Origin of the sequence: Pantoea sp. GD03673, from assembly GCF_029844725.1 — a bacterium.
GTDB lineage: Bacteria > Pseudomonadota > Gammaproteobacteria > Enterobacterales > Enterobacteriaceae > Pantoea.
The window spans coordinates 131,870-147,503 of sequence record NZ_JAOCKJ010000005.1 but is presented as its reverse complement, the minus strand read 5'-3'; the positions used below and the strand labels follow the sequence as shown (position 1 = coordinate 147,503).

Annotated in this window: 15 protein-coding genes and 1 tRNA gene; 6 read left to right on the top strand and 10 right to left on the bottom strand. The window is 54.2% G+C overall.

Annotated elements, in window-relative coordinates:
• Positions 1-43: 43 nt before the first annotated feature.
• The 4 genes from N5J69_RS11035 to N5J69_RS11020 form a co-directional block, all read right to left on the bottom strand.
• Positions 44-391 (bottom strand): DUF4156 domain-containing protein, encoded by a 348-nt coding sequence (locus N5J69_RS11035; protein ID WP_008925394.1) that lies wholly within the window; start codon positions 389-391, stop codon positions 44-46.
• Between the two features lie 324 nt (positions 392-715).
• Positions 716-2,365, bottom strand: a complete 1,650-nt coding sequence (gene groL, locus N5J69_RS11030; protein ID WP_279770297.1) for a chaperonin GroEL — start codon at positions 2,363-2,365, stop codon at positions 716-718.
• 48 nt (positions 2,366-2,413) lie between these two features.
• Entirely contained in the window at positions 2,414-2,707 is a 294-nt protein-coding gene (locus tag N5J69_RS11025; RefSeq protein ID WP_009092502.1) for a co-chaperone GroES, read from the bottom strand.
• 228 nt (positions 2,708-2,935) lie between these two features.
• Positions 2,936-3,397, bottom strand: a complete 462-nt coding sequence (locus tag N5J69_RS11020) for an FxsA family protein (protein ID WP_279770660.1) — start codon at positions 3,395-3,397, stop codon at positions 2,936-2,938.
• 328 nt (positions 3,398-3,725) lie between these two features.
• Between N5J69_RS11020 and aspA the strand changes: the two genes are divergently transcribed.
• The 6 genes from aspA to N5J69_RS10990 all read left to right on the top strand — a co-directional run bounded on the left by aspA (position 3,726) and on the right by N5J69_RS10990 (position 9,452).
• Positions 3,726-5,162 (top strand): aspartate ammonia-lyase, encoded by a 1,437-nt coding sequence (gene aspA, locus N5J69_RS11015; protein ID WP_279770296.1) that lies wholly within the window; start codon positions 3,726-3,728, stop codon positions 5,160-5,162.
• A gap of 110 nt (positions 5,163-5,272) precedes the next feature.
• The gene (locus N5J69_RS11010; protein ID WP_279770295.1) at positions 5,273-6,574 is read left to right on the top strand and encodes an anaerobic C4-dicarboxylate transporter; all 1,302 of its coding nucleotides are present in this window, start codon (positions 5,273-5,275) and stop codon (positions 6,572-6,574) included.
• Positions 6,575-6,638: 64 nt separating this feature from the next.
• Positions 6,639-6,953 carry a divalent cation tolerance protein CutA gene (cutA, locus tag N5J69_RS11005; RefSeq protein WP_279770294.1) on the top strand — a complete coding sequence of 105 codons (315 nt, stop codon included), beginning with the start codon at positions 6,639-6,641 and terminating at the stop codon, positions 6,951-6,953.
• The gene (locus tag N5J69_RS11000) at positions 6,929-8,626 is read left to right on the top strand and encodes a protein-disulfide reductase DsbD (RefSeq protein WP_279770293.1); all 1,698 of its coding nucleotides are present in this window, start codon (positions 6,929-6,931) and stop codon (positions 8,624-8,626) included. The genes cutA and N5J69_RS11000 overlap by 25 nt, the downstream gene beginning before the upstream one ends.
• Positions 8,627-8,690: 64 nt before the next feature.
• On the top strand, positions 8,691-9,269 hold the full coding sequence (locus N5J69_RS10995; RefSeq protein ID WP_279770292.1) for a transcriptional regulator: 579 nt from the start codon (positions 8,691-8,693) through the stop codon (positions 9,267-9,269).
• A gap of 107 nt (positions 9,270-9,376) precedes the next feature.
• A tRNA-Phe gene (locus tag N5J69_RS10990) sits at positions 9,377-9,452 on the top strand.
• A 50-nt stretch (positions 9,453-9,502) separates the two neighbouring features.
• Here the strand turns inward: N5J69_RS10990 and N5J69_RS10985 are convergent.
• The 6 genes from N5J69_RS10985 to N5J69_RS10960 all read right to left on the bottom strand — a co-directional run bounded on the left by N5J69_RS10985 (position 9,503) and on the right by N5J69_RS10960 (position 14,909).
• Positions 9,503-10,672, bottom strand: coding sequence for a Gfo/Idh/MocA family oxidoreductase (locus N5J69_RS10985; protein ID WP_279770291.1), 1,170 nt, complete (start codon positions 10,670-10,672; stop codon positions 9,503-9,505).
• Positions 10,673-10,682: 10 nt separating this feature from the next.
• Positions 10,683-11,600, bottom strand: coding sequence for a TIM barrel protein (locus N5J69_RS10980; protein ID WP_279770289.1), 918 nt, complete (start codon positions 11,598-11,600; stop codon positions 10,683-10,685).
• 150 nt (positions 11,601-11,750) lie between these two features.
• Complete coding sequence (locus N5J69_RS10975) at positions 11,751-12,776, bottom strand: LacI family DNA-binding transcriptional regulator (RefSeq protein ID WP_279770287.1); 1,026 nt, start codon at positions 12,774-12,776, stop codon at positions 11,751-11,753.
• A 268-nt stretch (positions 12,777-13,044) separates the two neighbouring features.
• Complete coding sequence (locus N5J69_RS10970; protein ID WP_279770285.1) at positions 13,045-13,728, bottom strand: O-methyltransferase; 684 nt, start codon at positions 13,726-13,728, stop codon at positions 13,045-13,047.
• Positions 13,729-13,860: 132 nt separating this feature from the next.
• Complete coding sequence (locus N5J69_RS10965; protein WP_279770284.1) at positions 13,861-14,175, bottom strand: hypothetical protein; 315 nt, start codon at positions 14,173-14,175, stop codon at positions 13,861-13,863.
• 5 nt (positions 14,176-14,180) lie between these two features.
• Entirely contained in the window at positions 14,181-14,909 is a 729-nt protein-coding gene (locus N5J69_RS10960) for a hypothetical protein (RefSeq protein WP_279770283.1), read from the bottom strand.
• Positions 14,910-15,634 lie beyond the last annotated feature (725 nt).

Below are 15,634 nucleotides of genomic sequence, written 5' to 3'. Positions count from 1 at the left end.
CAAAAGGCTGGCCGCTTGAACAGAGTAAGATGCCCGATTCACATTATGGGCACTTATAAACCTGACCGGTCATTTTGCTGTCGAGTGGCGCGAACGCGGATAACAGATTCTGCGTCGGACTGGTTGCCCCGTAAATCACGTTGCCGCCCATCTCCGCTGCGCGATTGCGCAGGTCATTGGCTGCACCGCGCAGAGCACTGGTTTCGCCGCCTGCACCGCTGAGCCAGTTGCTCTGTGAGCCGGTGATGTTGCCCAGAAGCTGGCAGTTATTGCCAGGCTGCTGATCGGTAAACGTCACGCGCTGTCCTGCTGAAGAGAGTTGCGTAGAGCTGCTGCAGCCCGCCAGCAATAACGCGCCAGCCGTCAGTCCGAGCAAGAGGTTAATCCGCATTGTAATCCCCATTTATTATCATCAGAGTCGGGTGGCAGCGTAGCAGAAAAAGATCTGTTTTTTCTGAACATTCATTGCCTTAATCCCGTTATATCACCTCAATATTTCATACTGTGTTCAGGCTGACAGACTGGCGCATCCCGATGGACTTACGGCAGTAAATCCATCCGGTGAGGCGGCAACACTCAGCGTGCAGACAGCAGGAGATATCAAGAGAAAAAACGAACGAGTGCGCCACTACTTATACTATTTTCCTGCCCAAAAGAAAAACCCCCGACCGTTTCCGATCGGGGGCTCTCTGATGACTTAAGCAGTCAACGGCAATTACATCATGCCGCCCATACCGCCCATGCCACCCATACCGCCAGCGCCTGCGCCTAAATCAGGTGCGTCGCCTTTTGGCAGGTCAGTAACCATGCACTCGGTAGTGATCATCAGACCCGCAACAGAGGCCGCATACTGCAGCGCAGAACGGGTCACTTTGGTTGGGTCCAAGATACCGAAGTCGATCATGTTGCCGTACTCTTCGGTCTGCGCGTTGTAACCGTAGTTACCGTCGCCCGCTTTCACGTTGTTAGCAACAACGGATGGCTCTTCACCGGCGTTAGAAACGATCTGACGCAGTGGAGATTCCATTGCGCGCAGCGCAACTTTGATACCCACGTTCTGGTCTTCGTTCTGACCACGCAGATCAGCCAGCTGTGCGGCAACGCGAACCAGCGCCACACCACCACCTGCAACCACGCCTTCTTCGACAGCAGCACGGGTTGCGTGCAGCGCATCTTCAACGCGGGCTTTCTTCTCTTTCATTTCAACTTCAGTTGCTGCACCCACTTTCAGAACGGCCACGCCGCCTGCCAGTTTCGCTACGCGCTCCTGCAGTTTTTCTTTGTCGTAGTCAGAGGTTGCTTCTTCGATCTGCTGACGAATCTGGGTTACGCGGCCCTGGATTGTCGCCTCTTCACCCACACCGTCGATGATGGTGGTGGTGTCTTTGTTGATCACAACGCGTTTAGCCTGGCCCAGATCTTCCAGCGCAGCTTTTTCCAGTTCCATACCGATCTCTTCAGAGATGACGGTACCACCGGTCAGGATAGCGATATCCTGCAGCATGGCTTTACGACGGTCACCAAAGCCTGGCGCTTTAACCGCAGCCACTTTCACGATGCCGCGCATGGTGTTAACCACCAGTGTTGCCAGCGCTTCGCCTTCAACATCTTCCGCGATGATCAGCAGTGGTTTGCCTGCTTTAGCAACGGCTTCCAGCACTGGCAGCATTTCACGGATGTTAGAAATTTTCTTGTCAGCCAGCAGGATGAACGGAGATTCCAGTTCAACCGCACCGGTTTCTGGCTTGTTGATGAAGTAAGGAGACAGGTAGCCACGATCGAATTGCATACCTTCAACCACATCCAGCTCGTCCTGCAGACCGGTGCCTTCTTCAACGGTGATCACGCCTTCTTTACCGACTTTTTCCATCGCCTGAGCAATCAGCTGGCCTACGGTTTCATCGGAGTTAGCAGAGATAGTACCAACCTGTGCAATCGCTTTAGAGTCTGAGCAAGGCACAGACAGCGCCTTCAGTTTCTCAACGGCAGAGACAACAGCCTGGTCGATACCGCGCTTCAGATCCATCGGGTTCATACCCGCTGCGACCGCTTTCAGGCCTTCGGTGATGATAGACTGTGCCAGTACGGTTGCCGTGGTGGTGCCGTCGCCCGCAGCGTCGTTCGCTTTAGAGGCAACTTCTTTCACCATCTGCGCGCCCATGTTCTCGAACTTGTCTTCCAGCTCGATTTCACGTGCCACAGAAACACCATCTTTAGTGATGGTCGGTGCACCAAAAGATTTATCCAGAACCACATTACGGCCTTTCGGACCCAGGGTAACTTTTACTGCATCTGCCAGTACGTTTACGCCACGCAGCATTTTTACGCGAGCGTCATTACCGAATTTTACGTCTTTAGCTGCCATTTCAATTGTCCCTTAAATTCGTTTCGTTCAGTGAGTTACGCGAAAAAATTACGCTTCAACAATCGCCAGAATGTCGCTTTCAGAGATGATCAGCACTTCTTCGTTGTCGATCTTTTCGGTTTTAGCACCGTAACCTTCATTGAAGATCACGACGTCACCAACCTTCACGTCCAGCGGCTTAACGTCGCCACTCTCAAGGATGCGGCCATTGCCGACAGCCAGGACTTCACCACGGGTGGATTTACCGGCTGCAGAACCGGTCAGCACGATGCCGCCAGCTGATTTAGCTTCAACTTCTTTACGCTTGACGATAACGCGATCGTGCAATGGACGAATTTTCATTTGATAGCTCTCCTTTGAGAAGTCCAATCATTCAGTTTTGGGGTTGAACACCGGGCTGCATGGCTTCCGGCCTCGTGACCAGTGAGATAGGGCCGCACCCACGTGCTTTCAAGGGGGCAGCCAACAAATTTTTTACCCGAACGTGATAACTGATGACTTTTTAAACAGATGGCATGGCAAATAAAAAACGCAGCCCGGAGGCTGCGCTTTCAGAGGTGACCGCTGTGATTAACGATCCTTGTGATCGTCATGGTGCTCAAGGCGATCGCTGTTTTTACGCTCGAACTCACCATCCATGGTGTAGCCGCTATCCGGTCCGGCACCCGGTCCGCGCCAGACGCGCAGATGGGGCATCAGCTTCAGCGTCAGATGCTTCTGAACCGGGGGCAGCAGCAGCAGCAGGCCCAGCAGGTCGGTAAAGAACCCCGGCAACAGCAGCAGGAAACCGGCGATGATCAGCGACACGCTTTTGATCATCTCACCGGCAGGACTTTCGTTGCGTGCCAGCTTCTCCTGCATCAGCATGAAATTCTTCATGCCCTGATTTTTGACCAGCGAAACCCCGATGCATGAGGTAAAGACCACCAGCAGCATGGTCAGCAGCACGCCCATGACGTGTGCAACCTGAATGAAGAGTGAAATCTCAATCCAGGCCAGAACAAAAAAGACTAATAACGGTATCCAGCGCACCGTACTCTCCTGTAAGTAGAGGCTGAACGGCAGCGTGCCGGTCAGCAGAAAGCGTTCATCCTGAGGATGATAAGAAAAGAGATGGGCACCCGCGCCGCCATTTTCAACCGATCCTGTCAAATTTATCCTGCGGGGTTAATTTTGTAACCGACTTCACATATCGTTAACCAGACGGCAGCATTAGGTGATCTGCATGCGTGCTTTTCGTATGCATCAGAATATGATCGCACTTGCCACTGTGAAGACGGATAATATGTCGGCACGGGCACACCACAACAAAATAAACACATCCTTTGTGATGGTTAGCGGCAACAACAAGAAGGTTATCATGGCGAACAACATTCGTATCGAAGAAGACCTGTTAGGTATGCGCGAAGTTCCGGCGGATGCCTATTATGGCGTTCATACTCTGCGTGCGATTGAAAATTTTTATATCAGCAACAGTAAAATCAGCGACATACCTGAATTTGTCCGCGGTATGGTCATGGTTAAAAAAGCGGCGGCGATGGCCAACAAAGAGCTGCAGACCATTCCGCGCAACATTGCCGATACCATCATTAAGGCCTGCGACGAGGTGCTGAACAACGGCCGCTGCATGGACCAGTTCCCTGTGGATGTTTATCAGGGCGGTGCCGGAACCTCGGTCAACATGAACACCAATGAGGTGCTGGCAAACATTGGCCTGGAGCTGATGGGCCATCAGAAAGGGGAATATCAGTATCTCAACCCCAACGATCATGTGAACAAATGCCAGTCCACCAACGATGCCTACCCGACCGGTTTCCGCATCGCCGTCTACAGCTCACTGCTCAAACTGCTGGATGGCATCAGTCAGCTGGCCGACGGCTTCCAGCATAAAGCCGATGAATTCCAGACCATCCTGAAAATGGGCCGCACCCAGCTGCAGGATGCAGTACCCATGACGCTCGGCCAGGAGTTCCACGCCTTCAGCGTGCTGCTGAACGAAGAGACCCGAAGCATTCTGCGCACTGCTGAACTGCTGCTGGAAGTAAACCTGGGCGCAACCGCCATCGGCACCCGCCTCAATACGCCGGAAGGCTATCAGCACCTGGCCGTTCAGCGTCTGGCGGAAGTCAGCAACCTGCCGGTGGTACCTGCGGAAGATCTGATTGAAGCAACCTCTGACTGCGGTGCCTATGTGATGGTGCATTCATCGCTGAAACGTCTGGCGGTGAAGCTCTCTAAAATCTGTAACGACCTGCGCCTGCTCTCCTCCGGTCCGCGTGCTGGTCTGAATGAAATCAACCTGCCGGAACTGCAGGCGGGCTCCTCTATCATGCCGGCTAAAGTGAATCCGGTCGTGCCAGAGGTCGTTAACCAGGTCTGCTTTAAAGTCATTGGCAACGACATTACCGTCACGATGGCTTCTGAAGCCGGACAGCTGCAGCTTAACGTCATGGAACCGGTGATTGGCCAGGCGCTGTTTGAGTCAATCAGCATCCTGACGAATGCCTGCTACAACCTGCTGGAGAAGTGCGTCAACGGCATCACCGCCAATCGCGCGGTGTGCGAAGCCTACGTCTTCAACTCGATTGGTATCGTGACTTACCTTAACCCTTACATCGGCCACCACAACGGCGACATCGTCGGCAAAATCTGTGCGGAAACCGGTAAAAGCGTGCGGGAAGTCGTTCTGGAGCGCGGCCTGCTGACGGAAAGTGAGCTGGACGATATCTTCTCGGTACAGAACCTGATGTACCCGGTTTATAAAGCTAAACGTTACACTGATGAAAACGAACAGTAAGGCTTAACCGACGCTGGTTAACCAAAGGCATACCGCGATCAACACGGTGTGCCTTTTTTTTTGTTACACAGCACACCCAGGTTTACCGGTTTACTTTTCAGGAGTGATTCATGTTTGTGGTTGAGCTGCTTATCGTCTTAATGGCGATCTGGTTGGGCGCACGTCTTGGCGGCATTGGTATCGGGTTCGCAGGTGGCATGGGCGTGCTGGTCCTGACGCTGGGATTTGGCATGGCACCCGGTGCAATCCCGTTCGATGTGATTGAAATCATCATGGCGGTGATCGCCGCAATAGCCGCCATGCAGGTGGCGGGCGGAATGGACTATCTGGTGAGTCTGGCGGAACGCCTGCTGCGCCGTCATCCGCGCCATGTCACGCTGCTGGCCCCGCTGGTAACGTACCTGATGACGCTGCTGGCAGGAACCGGACACACCGCCTTCTCAACGCTGCCGGTGATTGCAGAAGTGGCGAAAGAGCAAGGAGTCCGCCCTTCCCGTCCGCTGTCGATTGCGGTAGTGGCTTCACAGATCGCGATTACCGCGTCGCCGATTTCCGCCGCAGTGGTCTTCTTCGCCACCCTGCTTGAACCGCGCGGCATCAGCTATATTACGCTGCTGGCAATCGCGATCCCCTCAACCATGGTTGGCCTGTTTCTGGCGGCGCTGGTGACTAACTTCCTTGGCAAAGAGTTAAAGGATGATGAGGTGTATCAGGCTCGTCTTGCGAAAGGCGAAGTCACGCTGCGCGGAGCCAGCGTCTATCAGGCAAATCCGGGGGCGAAAAAGTCGGTGCTGCTGTTTCTGACAGGTATTGTCGCCGTGGTGCTCTATGCCACCGCAACCAGCGCCAGCGTTGGGCTGATCGTCAATCCGCCGCTGCCGCGCAATGAAGCGATTGTGGTGTTTATGCTGACCATCGCTACGCTCATCAGCCTGACCTGCAAAATCGACACCAGTGACATCCTCAGCGCCAGCACCTTTAAATCCGGCATGAGTGCCTGTGTCTGCGTCATGGGCGTCGCCTGGCTGGGCGACACCTTTGTGAAAGCACATCTGGCAGACATTCAGATGCTGGCAGGCGACACGCTGCAAACTTATCCGTGGATGCTGGCCCTGGTGCTGTTCTTCGCCTCAATGCTGCTCTATTCACAGGCCGCCACCACCAAAGCACTGATGCCCGCCGCGTTGCTGCTGGGCGTAACGCCGCTGACGGCCATCGCCTCTTTCGCAGCGGTTTCGGCGCTGTTTGTGCTGCCCACCTACCCGACGCTTCTGGCTGCCGTTGAGATGGATGACACCGGCTCAACCCGGATTGGCAAGTTTGTCTTTAACCATGCCTTTATTATTCCCGGGGTGATCGCCATTGCGCTGTCGGTGCTCTCCGGCTTCGTGTTTGGCGGCTTGCTGTTATAGCGCCCGCATCGTGTTACGGATGGAGCGTGCTATCATCGGCGCTCTTTTCTACAGGAGCCACCGGATGAACGCTGTTGTTATCCTCTGCACTGCGCCCGATCAGACCACGGCGGAAAAACTTGCTGCCCTGGCGCTGGAAGCCAGACTGGCGGCCTGTGTGACAATGCTGCCAGGCGCGACCTCCTGGTATCTCTGGCAGGGAAAAATGGAGCAGAGCAGCGAAATCCAGATGCTGCTGAAGTGCGACAGCGATCATCAGCAGGCGCTGTGTGAGTTGCTCAAACAGGCGCACCCTTACGACGTACCCGAACTGCTGGCGCTGCCGGTTCAACATGGAGACAGTGAATACTTGTCATGGCTGCACGCATCTCTCGCTTAATTACGCTTCTGCTGACGCTGTTTATCTGCCTGCAGGCGCATGCATCACTCTTTTCTAATCCGGCAACCAGCCGCTTTGTGCCGGTCGATCAGGCATTTACGTTTGACTTTGACCAGCAGGGTGCGCAGCTCAATCTGCACTGGAAAGTGAAATCGGGTTATTACCTTTATCGCCAGCAGTTCCACATCACGCCGCAAAACGCGACCCTCGCGCCACTGACGTTGCCCGCAGGTCAGCCGCATGAAGATGAATTCTTCGGCAAAAGTGAAATCTATCCCCAGGATCTGACGCTGCCGGTGACGCTGCAACAGGCAGGCCCTGATGCCATGCTCAGCGTCACGTATCAGGGCTGTGCCGCCGCCGGATTCTGTTATCCGCCGGAGACGCGCACCGTGCCGGTGAGTGCGGTAACAGCAGGCAGCGCGCCAGCCCCGGTCGCTCAGCCCGCGCCCGCCAGCCCGCTGCCTTTTTCTCCGCTCTGGGCATTGCTGATCGGCATTGGCGTGGCCTTTACCCCCTGCGTACTGCCGATGTATCCGCTGATCTCCGGCATAATCCTTGGGGGACAGCGCCACTATTCGCTGGGCCGGCTGTTTGCGCTGGCGATGGTCTATGTCCAGGGGATGGCGCTGACCTACACGCTGCTGGGAGTGGTGGTTGCGGCTGCGGGTCTGCGCTTCCAGGCGGCGCTGCAGCATCCTTATGTGCTTTTCACGCTCTCGCTGCTGTTTATCGCGCTGGCCCTGTCGATGTTCGGGCTGTTTACGCTGCAACTGCCTGCCAGTCTGCAAACCCGGCTGACTCTGTGGAGCAATCGTCAGCAGGGGGGATCGCTGCCCGGCGTCTTCCTGATGGGGGCGCTGGCGGGTTTGATCTGTTCGCCCTGCACCACAGCCCCGCTCAGCGCCATCCTGCTTTACATCGCGCAGAGCGGCAATCTGTGGGCCGGAGCCGGGACGCTGTGGCTCTATGCGGTGGGCATGGGATTGCCGCTGATCACCGTTACGCTGTTTGGTAACCGGCTGCTGCCGAAAAGCGGCCCGTGGATGCAGACGGTTAAAGAAGGTTTTGGTTTTGTCATCCTGGCGCTGCCGGTGTTCCTGCTGGAGCGGGTGCTGGGTGATGCGTGGGGAGTGCGGCTCTGGAGCCTGCTGGGTGTGGCGTTCTTTGGCTGGGCGTTCAGCATCAGCCTGCGTGCCAGTGGCGGTAAGTGGCGCGTCGTGCAGATTATCATGCTGGCCGCTGCGCTGATCAGCGCGCGTCCGTTGCAGGACTGGGCCTTTGGCAGTCCGGCCGCGCAGCATGCGGTGACGCCGCTGCCGTTCCAGACCCTGGAGACACCACAGCAGCTCGACAGCGCACTTCAGAATGCCCGGGGCCGCATCACCATGGTCGATCTTTACGCTGACTGGTGTGTCGCCTGCAAAGAGTTTGAAAAATATACCTTTAGCGATAGCGCCGTGCGCGATAGCCTGAGTCAGGTGCAGTTACTTCAGGCCAACGTTACGGCAAACAGCGCCAGCGACAACGCGCTGTTGCAGCATCTTCAGGTGCTGGGCTTACCAACGATTGTGTTCTTTAATGCGCAGGGCCGTGAGATTCCCGACTCGCGCATCACCGGCTTTCTCAATGCTGCCGACTTTCGGGCGCATTTGCAGAAACTTACCCCGTAAACAACACTGGAGTCAGATCATTGCCCGGTGATATGGCCGGGCCTGCATACCAGAGGAGAGTCACTTGCAGCGTGAACAGATACTCGAGCATGCATTGAATGTGCTTGAACAGAACGGCCTCGCCGCCACCCTCTCATTGGAAACCCTGGCGGGACAGACTGAATTAACCCTTGAGCAGCTTCAGCTGTTCTGGCCCGATCGTGACGCCCTGCTCTACGACGCGCTGCGCTATCACGGCCAGCAGATTGACACCTGGCGACGCCAGATCCTGCTGGATGATTCACTGTCACCGGATCAGAAGCTGATGGCACGCTATGACGTCCTGAGTGAGCAGGTCAGTAAAGGACGTTTTCCGGGCTGCCTGTTTATCGCCGCCTGCAGTTTCTACCCGCAGCCCGATCAGCCCATTCATCAGCTGGCCGAGCAGCAGAAACGCGGCTCCTGGCATTTCACTCATGAGATTCTGGCAGAGCAGGGGCTGGATAACCCCAGCATGGTGGCCGATCAGATGGAGCTGATTCTCGAAGGCTGCCTGAGCAAGCTACTGGTGAAGCGCAATGTGCAGGATGTCGCCACCGCCCAGCGACTGGCGGAAGATGTTTACAGCATCGCGCTGTGCCGCAAAAATGGCGCGCTGGCCTGAGGTTTTACCCGCTTTGACTGAAAATCAGGCAATCAGTCACGTTTTCAGGGGTTTTTTAGTGAAAGCCGTTGACGACCCGCGGCCTTTACGGTTTAATGCGCCCCGTTGCCCGAATAGCTCAGTCGGTAGAGCAGGGGATTGAAAATCCCCGTGTCCCTGGTTCGATTCCGGGTTCGGGCACCAAAATTTAAAAAACCCGCCTCTGGCGGGTTTTTGCTTTTAAAGATGTCACATCACCCCTCGACCCACACCGCTCCGGCATCCGCTGATTTCACGCACTGCGCCACCCAGCGCACGCCCATTAATCCGGCATGCACGTCGGGATACCAGAAGTCTTCCAGGAATGCGGTGTCGCGGCGATCGGTGGCATCCATCGCCAGCGCGAAGCGGCGATAAAGATTCGACCAGGCTTCAAATAACCCTTCAGTATGGCCTCCGCCGATACGATCTTCTTCCAGCGCACGCGGGCTGAGATAGCCCATGCCGCGCTCCAGAATGCGCACCGGTTCACCCTGCACTTCGTAACGCAGCTGGTTCGGCTGCTCATCCCACCACTCCAGGCTGGCTTTCGAACCGACCACCCGAATTTTCTGCCCATGCATCGATCCGGCATTGACCGCTGACGCCCAGAGCGTGCCCACCGCACCGTTGTCATATTCCATCATCACAAAAGCGTTATCTTCCAGCGGCGCACGCGAGGCGACAAAACTCTGGCGCGAACAGAGCAGACGCGTCACCTTCAGCTTCGGCATCATCGTTTCGGCGATGAACAGCGGATGCGTTGCCAGATCGCCTAACACGTAACTCGGCCCGACAAAACGCGGATCGACCCGCCAGCGGGTGCTTTCACTTTGTAGTTCCACTGCCTCATTGTGAAAGCCGTGAGCAAACTGCATGTTCACAATGCGGATCTCACCCAGTACCCCTTCGGCAATCATCTCTCTGGCCTGCTGGATCAGCTGATGCCCGGCGTAACCGTAAGTGACGCCGACGATCTTCTGCTTCTCCCGGCTCAGTTGCTCCAGCTCATCGGCCTCTTCAACCGTGAAACAGAGTGGCTTTTCGCACACCACATGCAGCCCGGCATTGAGCGCCGCACGGCAAATGGCAAAATGGGTATTGTTAGGTGTGGCGATCGATACCGCTTCAATGCCATCTTCGCGCCCGGCTTCCCCGGCGAACAGGCTGGCGTAATCGGGATAGCAGCGTTCCGGTGCCACACCCAGCGACTGACCAAACTCGCGCCCGCGCGCGGCATCGATATCAAACGCCCCCGCCAGCAGTGCAAAATTGCCGTCACGCTGCGCCGCCGAGCGATGGATATACCCAATCTGGCTGGTTCCGCCGCCGCCGATCATGCCCCAGCGCAGCGAGCGGTTAACTGCTTTTTTACCGTTAATCATAGTGTTGTCCTCAGAACCCTGTTGATCGGAGATAGTCCAGGCTGGCTTTAACATCCCGCAGACTGGTGTCGGCATGGCGCGGATCACGCTCCTGTTCGATGGTGATCCAGCCCTGATAGTCACGCTCAGTCAGCAGCCTGCGCACTGCCGGATAGTCAATTGCGCCCTGCCCCAGCGGACACATCACCCCCTGTGCACAGGCAGTGAAAAAGTCGAGTTCCTGAGAGAGGGCATCACGCCAGATCGGCTGGTTAACGTCTTTAAAATGGAGGTAATCGATGCGCGACCAGTACTGCTCCAGCGAGGTAACCGGGTCCATTCCGGCGTAATAGAGGTGACCAGTGTCCAGGCATAAACCGGCGACCTGATGGGGAATATCACTGACCAGCTGTGCCAGCTCATCGGCAAATTCAATGCAGCCACCCGCGTGCGGATGAATCACTGGCCGCACGCCATACTCCTGCCAGGCAATCTCACTCAGCAGGGTGATGTGCTGCATCATGCGCTGCCAGTCATCAGCCGGAAGCCGTGGCGCTTTTTCAGACTGACCGGCATATTTCGCCCGCTCCGGATTGCCGAAATCGATAATCACCAGATAAGGCGCGCTGGCTCCCGGTGTTCGGGTGGCGACAGGCACGCTGGCCAGCGTCCGGCACAGGTTGTGAGTCAGCGCCACCAGCGACGGAAAATGCGCCTCGCTCACCAGATCGTCAAAAATCGTGCCTGCCACCAGCGAAAGCTGGTGTGCATTAAGCTGCCGGGTCAGTTCGGTGGAATCCGTTGGCAGATAGCCCCAGGGGCCGAGTTCAATGCTGGGGTAGCCAGCCTGTGCGGCTTCGGTCAGGACTTTCTGCCACGGCGGCAGAAAGGGATTAGCGGGATCATCCACGCCCCAGCTACAGGGCGCATTCGCAATATGAAAGGTCATGATATCTGCCTGTGCAATGAAATCTGCTGGCAGTATCAAATGAAAATTTCATCTCACACAACAATGAAAGTTTCATTTTTTGATAGAGATCGCGTTTAGAAATTCCGATAAATGATAGGTTTTTATCAAATATCAGTTAACCTGTTCTTCTTACAGGTTTTCACGCGTGACGATCTCAAACGGCACGGTCACCTGTGAAAAATGGTCTGGCTGGTCCATCCGGCTGTTGAGACAGGCCGCTATTACCGCCTCTGCCATCGCATCAATACGGTGGCGCAGCATGAGCGTAATGGTGCCGTCAATCAGCGCCAGCTCATCGCCGGGCAGCGGACCGTGGCACAGCAGATCAATCTGCGTGCGTCCGCTATCACGCAGCGCCTGCACCACGCCCTCAATGCCACCGCAGGGCGCATAAATCATGACCAGATCATCATGGGCTTCCAGCAGCTGACGGGTCGCCTGATAGCCCCCGTCGCCCGACTCATGCGTTTTCAGCGGTTCCAGCACCCGCTGGCTGATGCCCGACTCGCGCAGGTAGGAGCGAAAACTGATTTCACTGCTCTCCTGACAGGTAAAGCGGTGATCGCCCAGCAGCACGCCCACGCATCCCGGCTCACGCAGCAGATGCTGTGCCATCCAGGCCGCCGTGCGCCCGGCTTTCTGATTATCAATGCCGATAAATCCGGCATGTTCACAGGGCGAGAAATCTGAGAACAGCGCGTAAACCCGCACGCCCAGCCGTGACACATCCTGGATTGCGTGGCGAATCAGCGGATGGTCCAGCGCCACCAGGGCAATCACGTCGCTGCGCTGTGCCAGCTGACGCAGGGAATGCGCGACCCTTTCCACCTCGTGAATGTCATGCCAGCAGAATTCAGGTTCGCTGCCCTGTGGCTGCTGTGCCTTAAGCTGCTGTTTCAGCGCCTCGCCCAGCTGCTGATAAAACGAATAACGTGCAGGCAGCAGGATAAAGCTCACGCGGAGTGTGGCTTCCGCCAGGATGGCGGGTGTCTGGCTGTGTGCCTGCGTCAGGCGATAGCCCAGCTCGCGGGCCGCCGCCAGAACCTTCTGCTCGGTCACACTGCGCACCGGCGCACGGCGGTTCAGCACCCGATCCACCGTCGCCACACCCACGCCCGCCGCCTGCGCAATGGCAGTCATCGTCACTTTTGACATCACCCTTCTCCCTGCCTCTTCCGGTTGCGTTAGCTGACGGCTACGCTTTTATGTGAATGGAGAATGTACTAAATTTTTTTAAACTTTAAGTGCCGACAATAATCGCCAGGCACGACTGCTGCCATCAATGCCTGTGAAAAAATGGGGTCACTATGAAGTCATAAGTTTTATGTCAAAAACCTTAGGAAGCGGGGGCGTTGACCACACTAAGCAATGATGAAAAAAACCGCCTGACGGCGGCTGGATCATCTCATAGTAAGATGGATAACTATGCTGATTTAACAATCGCTAAGACGAAACCATCCCATCCCTTTTCACCTACAGTCTGCACTGCAGTAGCTTCAAGCCGCTCATCCTCTGAAATCATCCGGACAAACTCTCTAAGTCCTTTGACACTTGGATCCTCACTATCTGAATCTATCACACTTCCGCCGCGTACCGAATTATCTCCCACAATTACAGTACCTTGCTTAGATAGCTTCAAAGCCCATTCCAGATAACGAGGGTTATTCACCTTATCGGCATCGATAAAGATAAGGTCAAAAGGTGCTTTTAGAGTGGGCAGGACATCAAGGGCAGCACCAGTATGAAGCTCAACACGATCAGTCATGCCTGCGTGTATTATATTCTGACGCGCAACTTCCGCATGATGTTCATTAAATTCAATGGACGTTACGCTTCCATGTTGGGGTAATGCTTTGGCCATCCAGATGGTGCTATAACCCCCAAGAGTTCCTATCTCAAGAATACGGACAGCACTGGTCATTTTAATGAATATGGCCAGCATTTTTCCCTGTAAAGCAGAGACATCGTGTGTTGGTAGCCCTTGTTCTTTGTTATTGGCAAGTGCGTTTTTTAACTCAACGCCTTCAGGGGCAAACTTTTCAGCAAACCAGGCATCCACATGTGCCCATTTATCAGAATCACGGGAAGGATAATCAGGCGTTCTCATACGGCATTTCCTTTCTTTGAATGATATTTATGAAGTATATGAGCTATTTGTTACCGTTACTGTTACCTCATTGGCACCCTAATATCGAAACTATAAGACCGGTATACTCCATTATGCATAGGGTATTCAAAATCATCCTTCAGGTGTTGTAGCAAATTTTGTAAGAGTCCTTTCTACCTTCTCTGCATCCTGTTCCAGTATGGCTTTCTCATCGGGTATGAACGGAACCTCTTCGCGGTAACGTCGAATTGATGCCCTGCTTTCAGGGATCAGCCCTCGCGCGGCTTCCGTCAGGGCATTTAAACCGCAGCTGGCATGCACACTCATTGAGGTCGACGATCCTCCGTGACCATCCCGTGATGAAGAATACGATGCTCCGACTGAGCAACTGCCAATTGAAAAACCACCCGCAACAGCATTCATTTCATGTGCTGATAACTCACGCATTGTCTTCACTCCTGTTTACAGTAACTGGCAAATATAACGTGCTTATTTCTCATTGAACTAACCCAATGAGAGGCTGAAATGGAATATGAGATGTTCTCAATTCCAAATTTTTCTAAATCTTCTGGCGTGTAGGAAAACCACTTTTCCGGAAAATTAATCAGATAGTCGTCCTGAAGCTGCGGGCAGAATGGCAGCCTGGGATTGATGTTTAGTTTTTGATAAAAATCCTTTTCCCTTTTTTTTATTCTTACGAATGCTGGAAGCCTGATAAAATCGTTCCGGGATATCTCTTTATCATCAGACGTTATCAGCAACTGCCCGGCGGGGCTGTTAGCGCTGCCATGCCACAGCAGATAAGAGTTTTCACCTAGCAGTTTTTTATGGCCTGCCGGGAAAATATAATTAGCACATGCTGAAGCACACACCGTACGTACGATAATATTTATTTTTCTTTCGTAGATGATTTTTGCGATATCAATAGCGGAATCAACATCACCCCCCATGCTGTTAACTGAAAAGTTTTTAATGTCAGCATGGCGCAGTAATCCGACCAGTTTTTTCTCAGATTGCCGGGTGATAAGGCCGTCAAATAAAAGGGTATCTCCTTTTATTAGGATAGTGGCATCGTTTCCGAAGGGCTTTGCATCAGGAATATCTATCCCGGCCCGGACATCACAGGAAAAGGATGTCAGGGATATAAAAAAAACGATGCCGATGAAATGAATTCTGAACATTTAAATTCCATTTAACTGTCACGTTAAAGAAGGTCAGAGAAGGATAATCTCAGCCGGGTTTAACTCCTGCTCTATGTAAACCTACCCCCTTGAGAAGGTCATTTTAAGTAAATAGATGTTGCAGGATGTTTCTCTTGAATTAAGTCTTTCAGTCTGGCTGATGAAAAAATGTTTTAAGCCACGTTTTCTGATAGACGAAGAGTTTTAGAACACGTGATGCCAGCCTGATTGATTAGTCATTATTCAGGAAATATGAACGACAAAAGACGGCCATACGTGAACATAATGGTTGTTTTTTAATTTCCGGGCGGGCGTGGTTGAGGATCTTAGATTCGGACTGACCTGCCCCTCCCACCATGACAAAGCGGTGAAACGGCGGCGTGAAAGAGAAAAGACTGCCACTGCGCATCGTCAGGAATACGCAGCGGCTTCACGACACGGGGAACCACTCCCCGGCCTGAACGCGGCAAAGGGTTCAGGCAAATTACGTCCATATAAATCAGGTAATCAAACCACAGGCGTAGCTGAAGCGTTGAACTTGCCGCAGGATGCTGCATTCCGGGTAATTAAAGGCAGATGTATGCTGCGATATCTCTGAACGTCGCCTTTTCAGTTGCTAACTGATGCTGGCTGCAGTAGGGGGTGTAGTAAATAAGCGCAGCGCGGTAAGCATTGCTCGTTGCCGGTGCTCTGCCAGGGTCTGACGGTAATTTAGGTCATCGCTC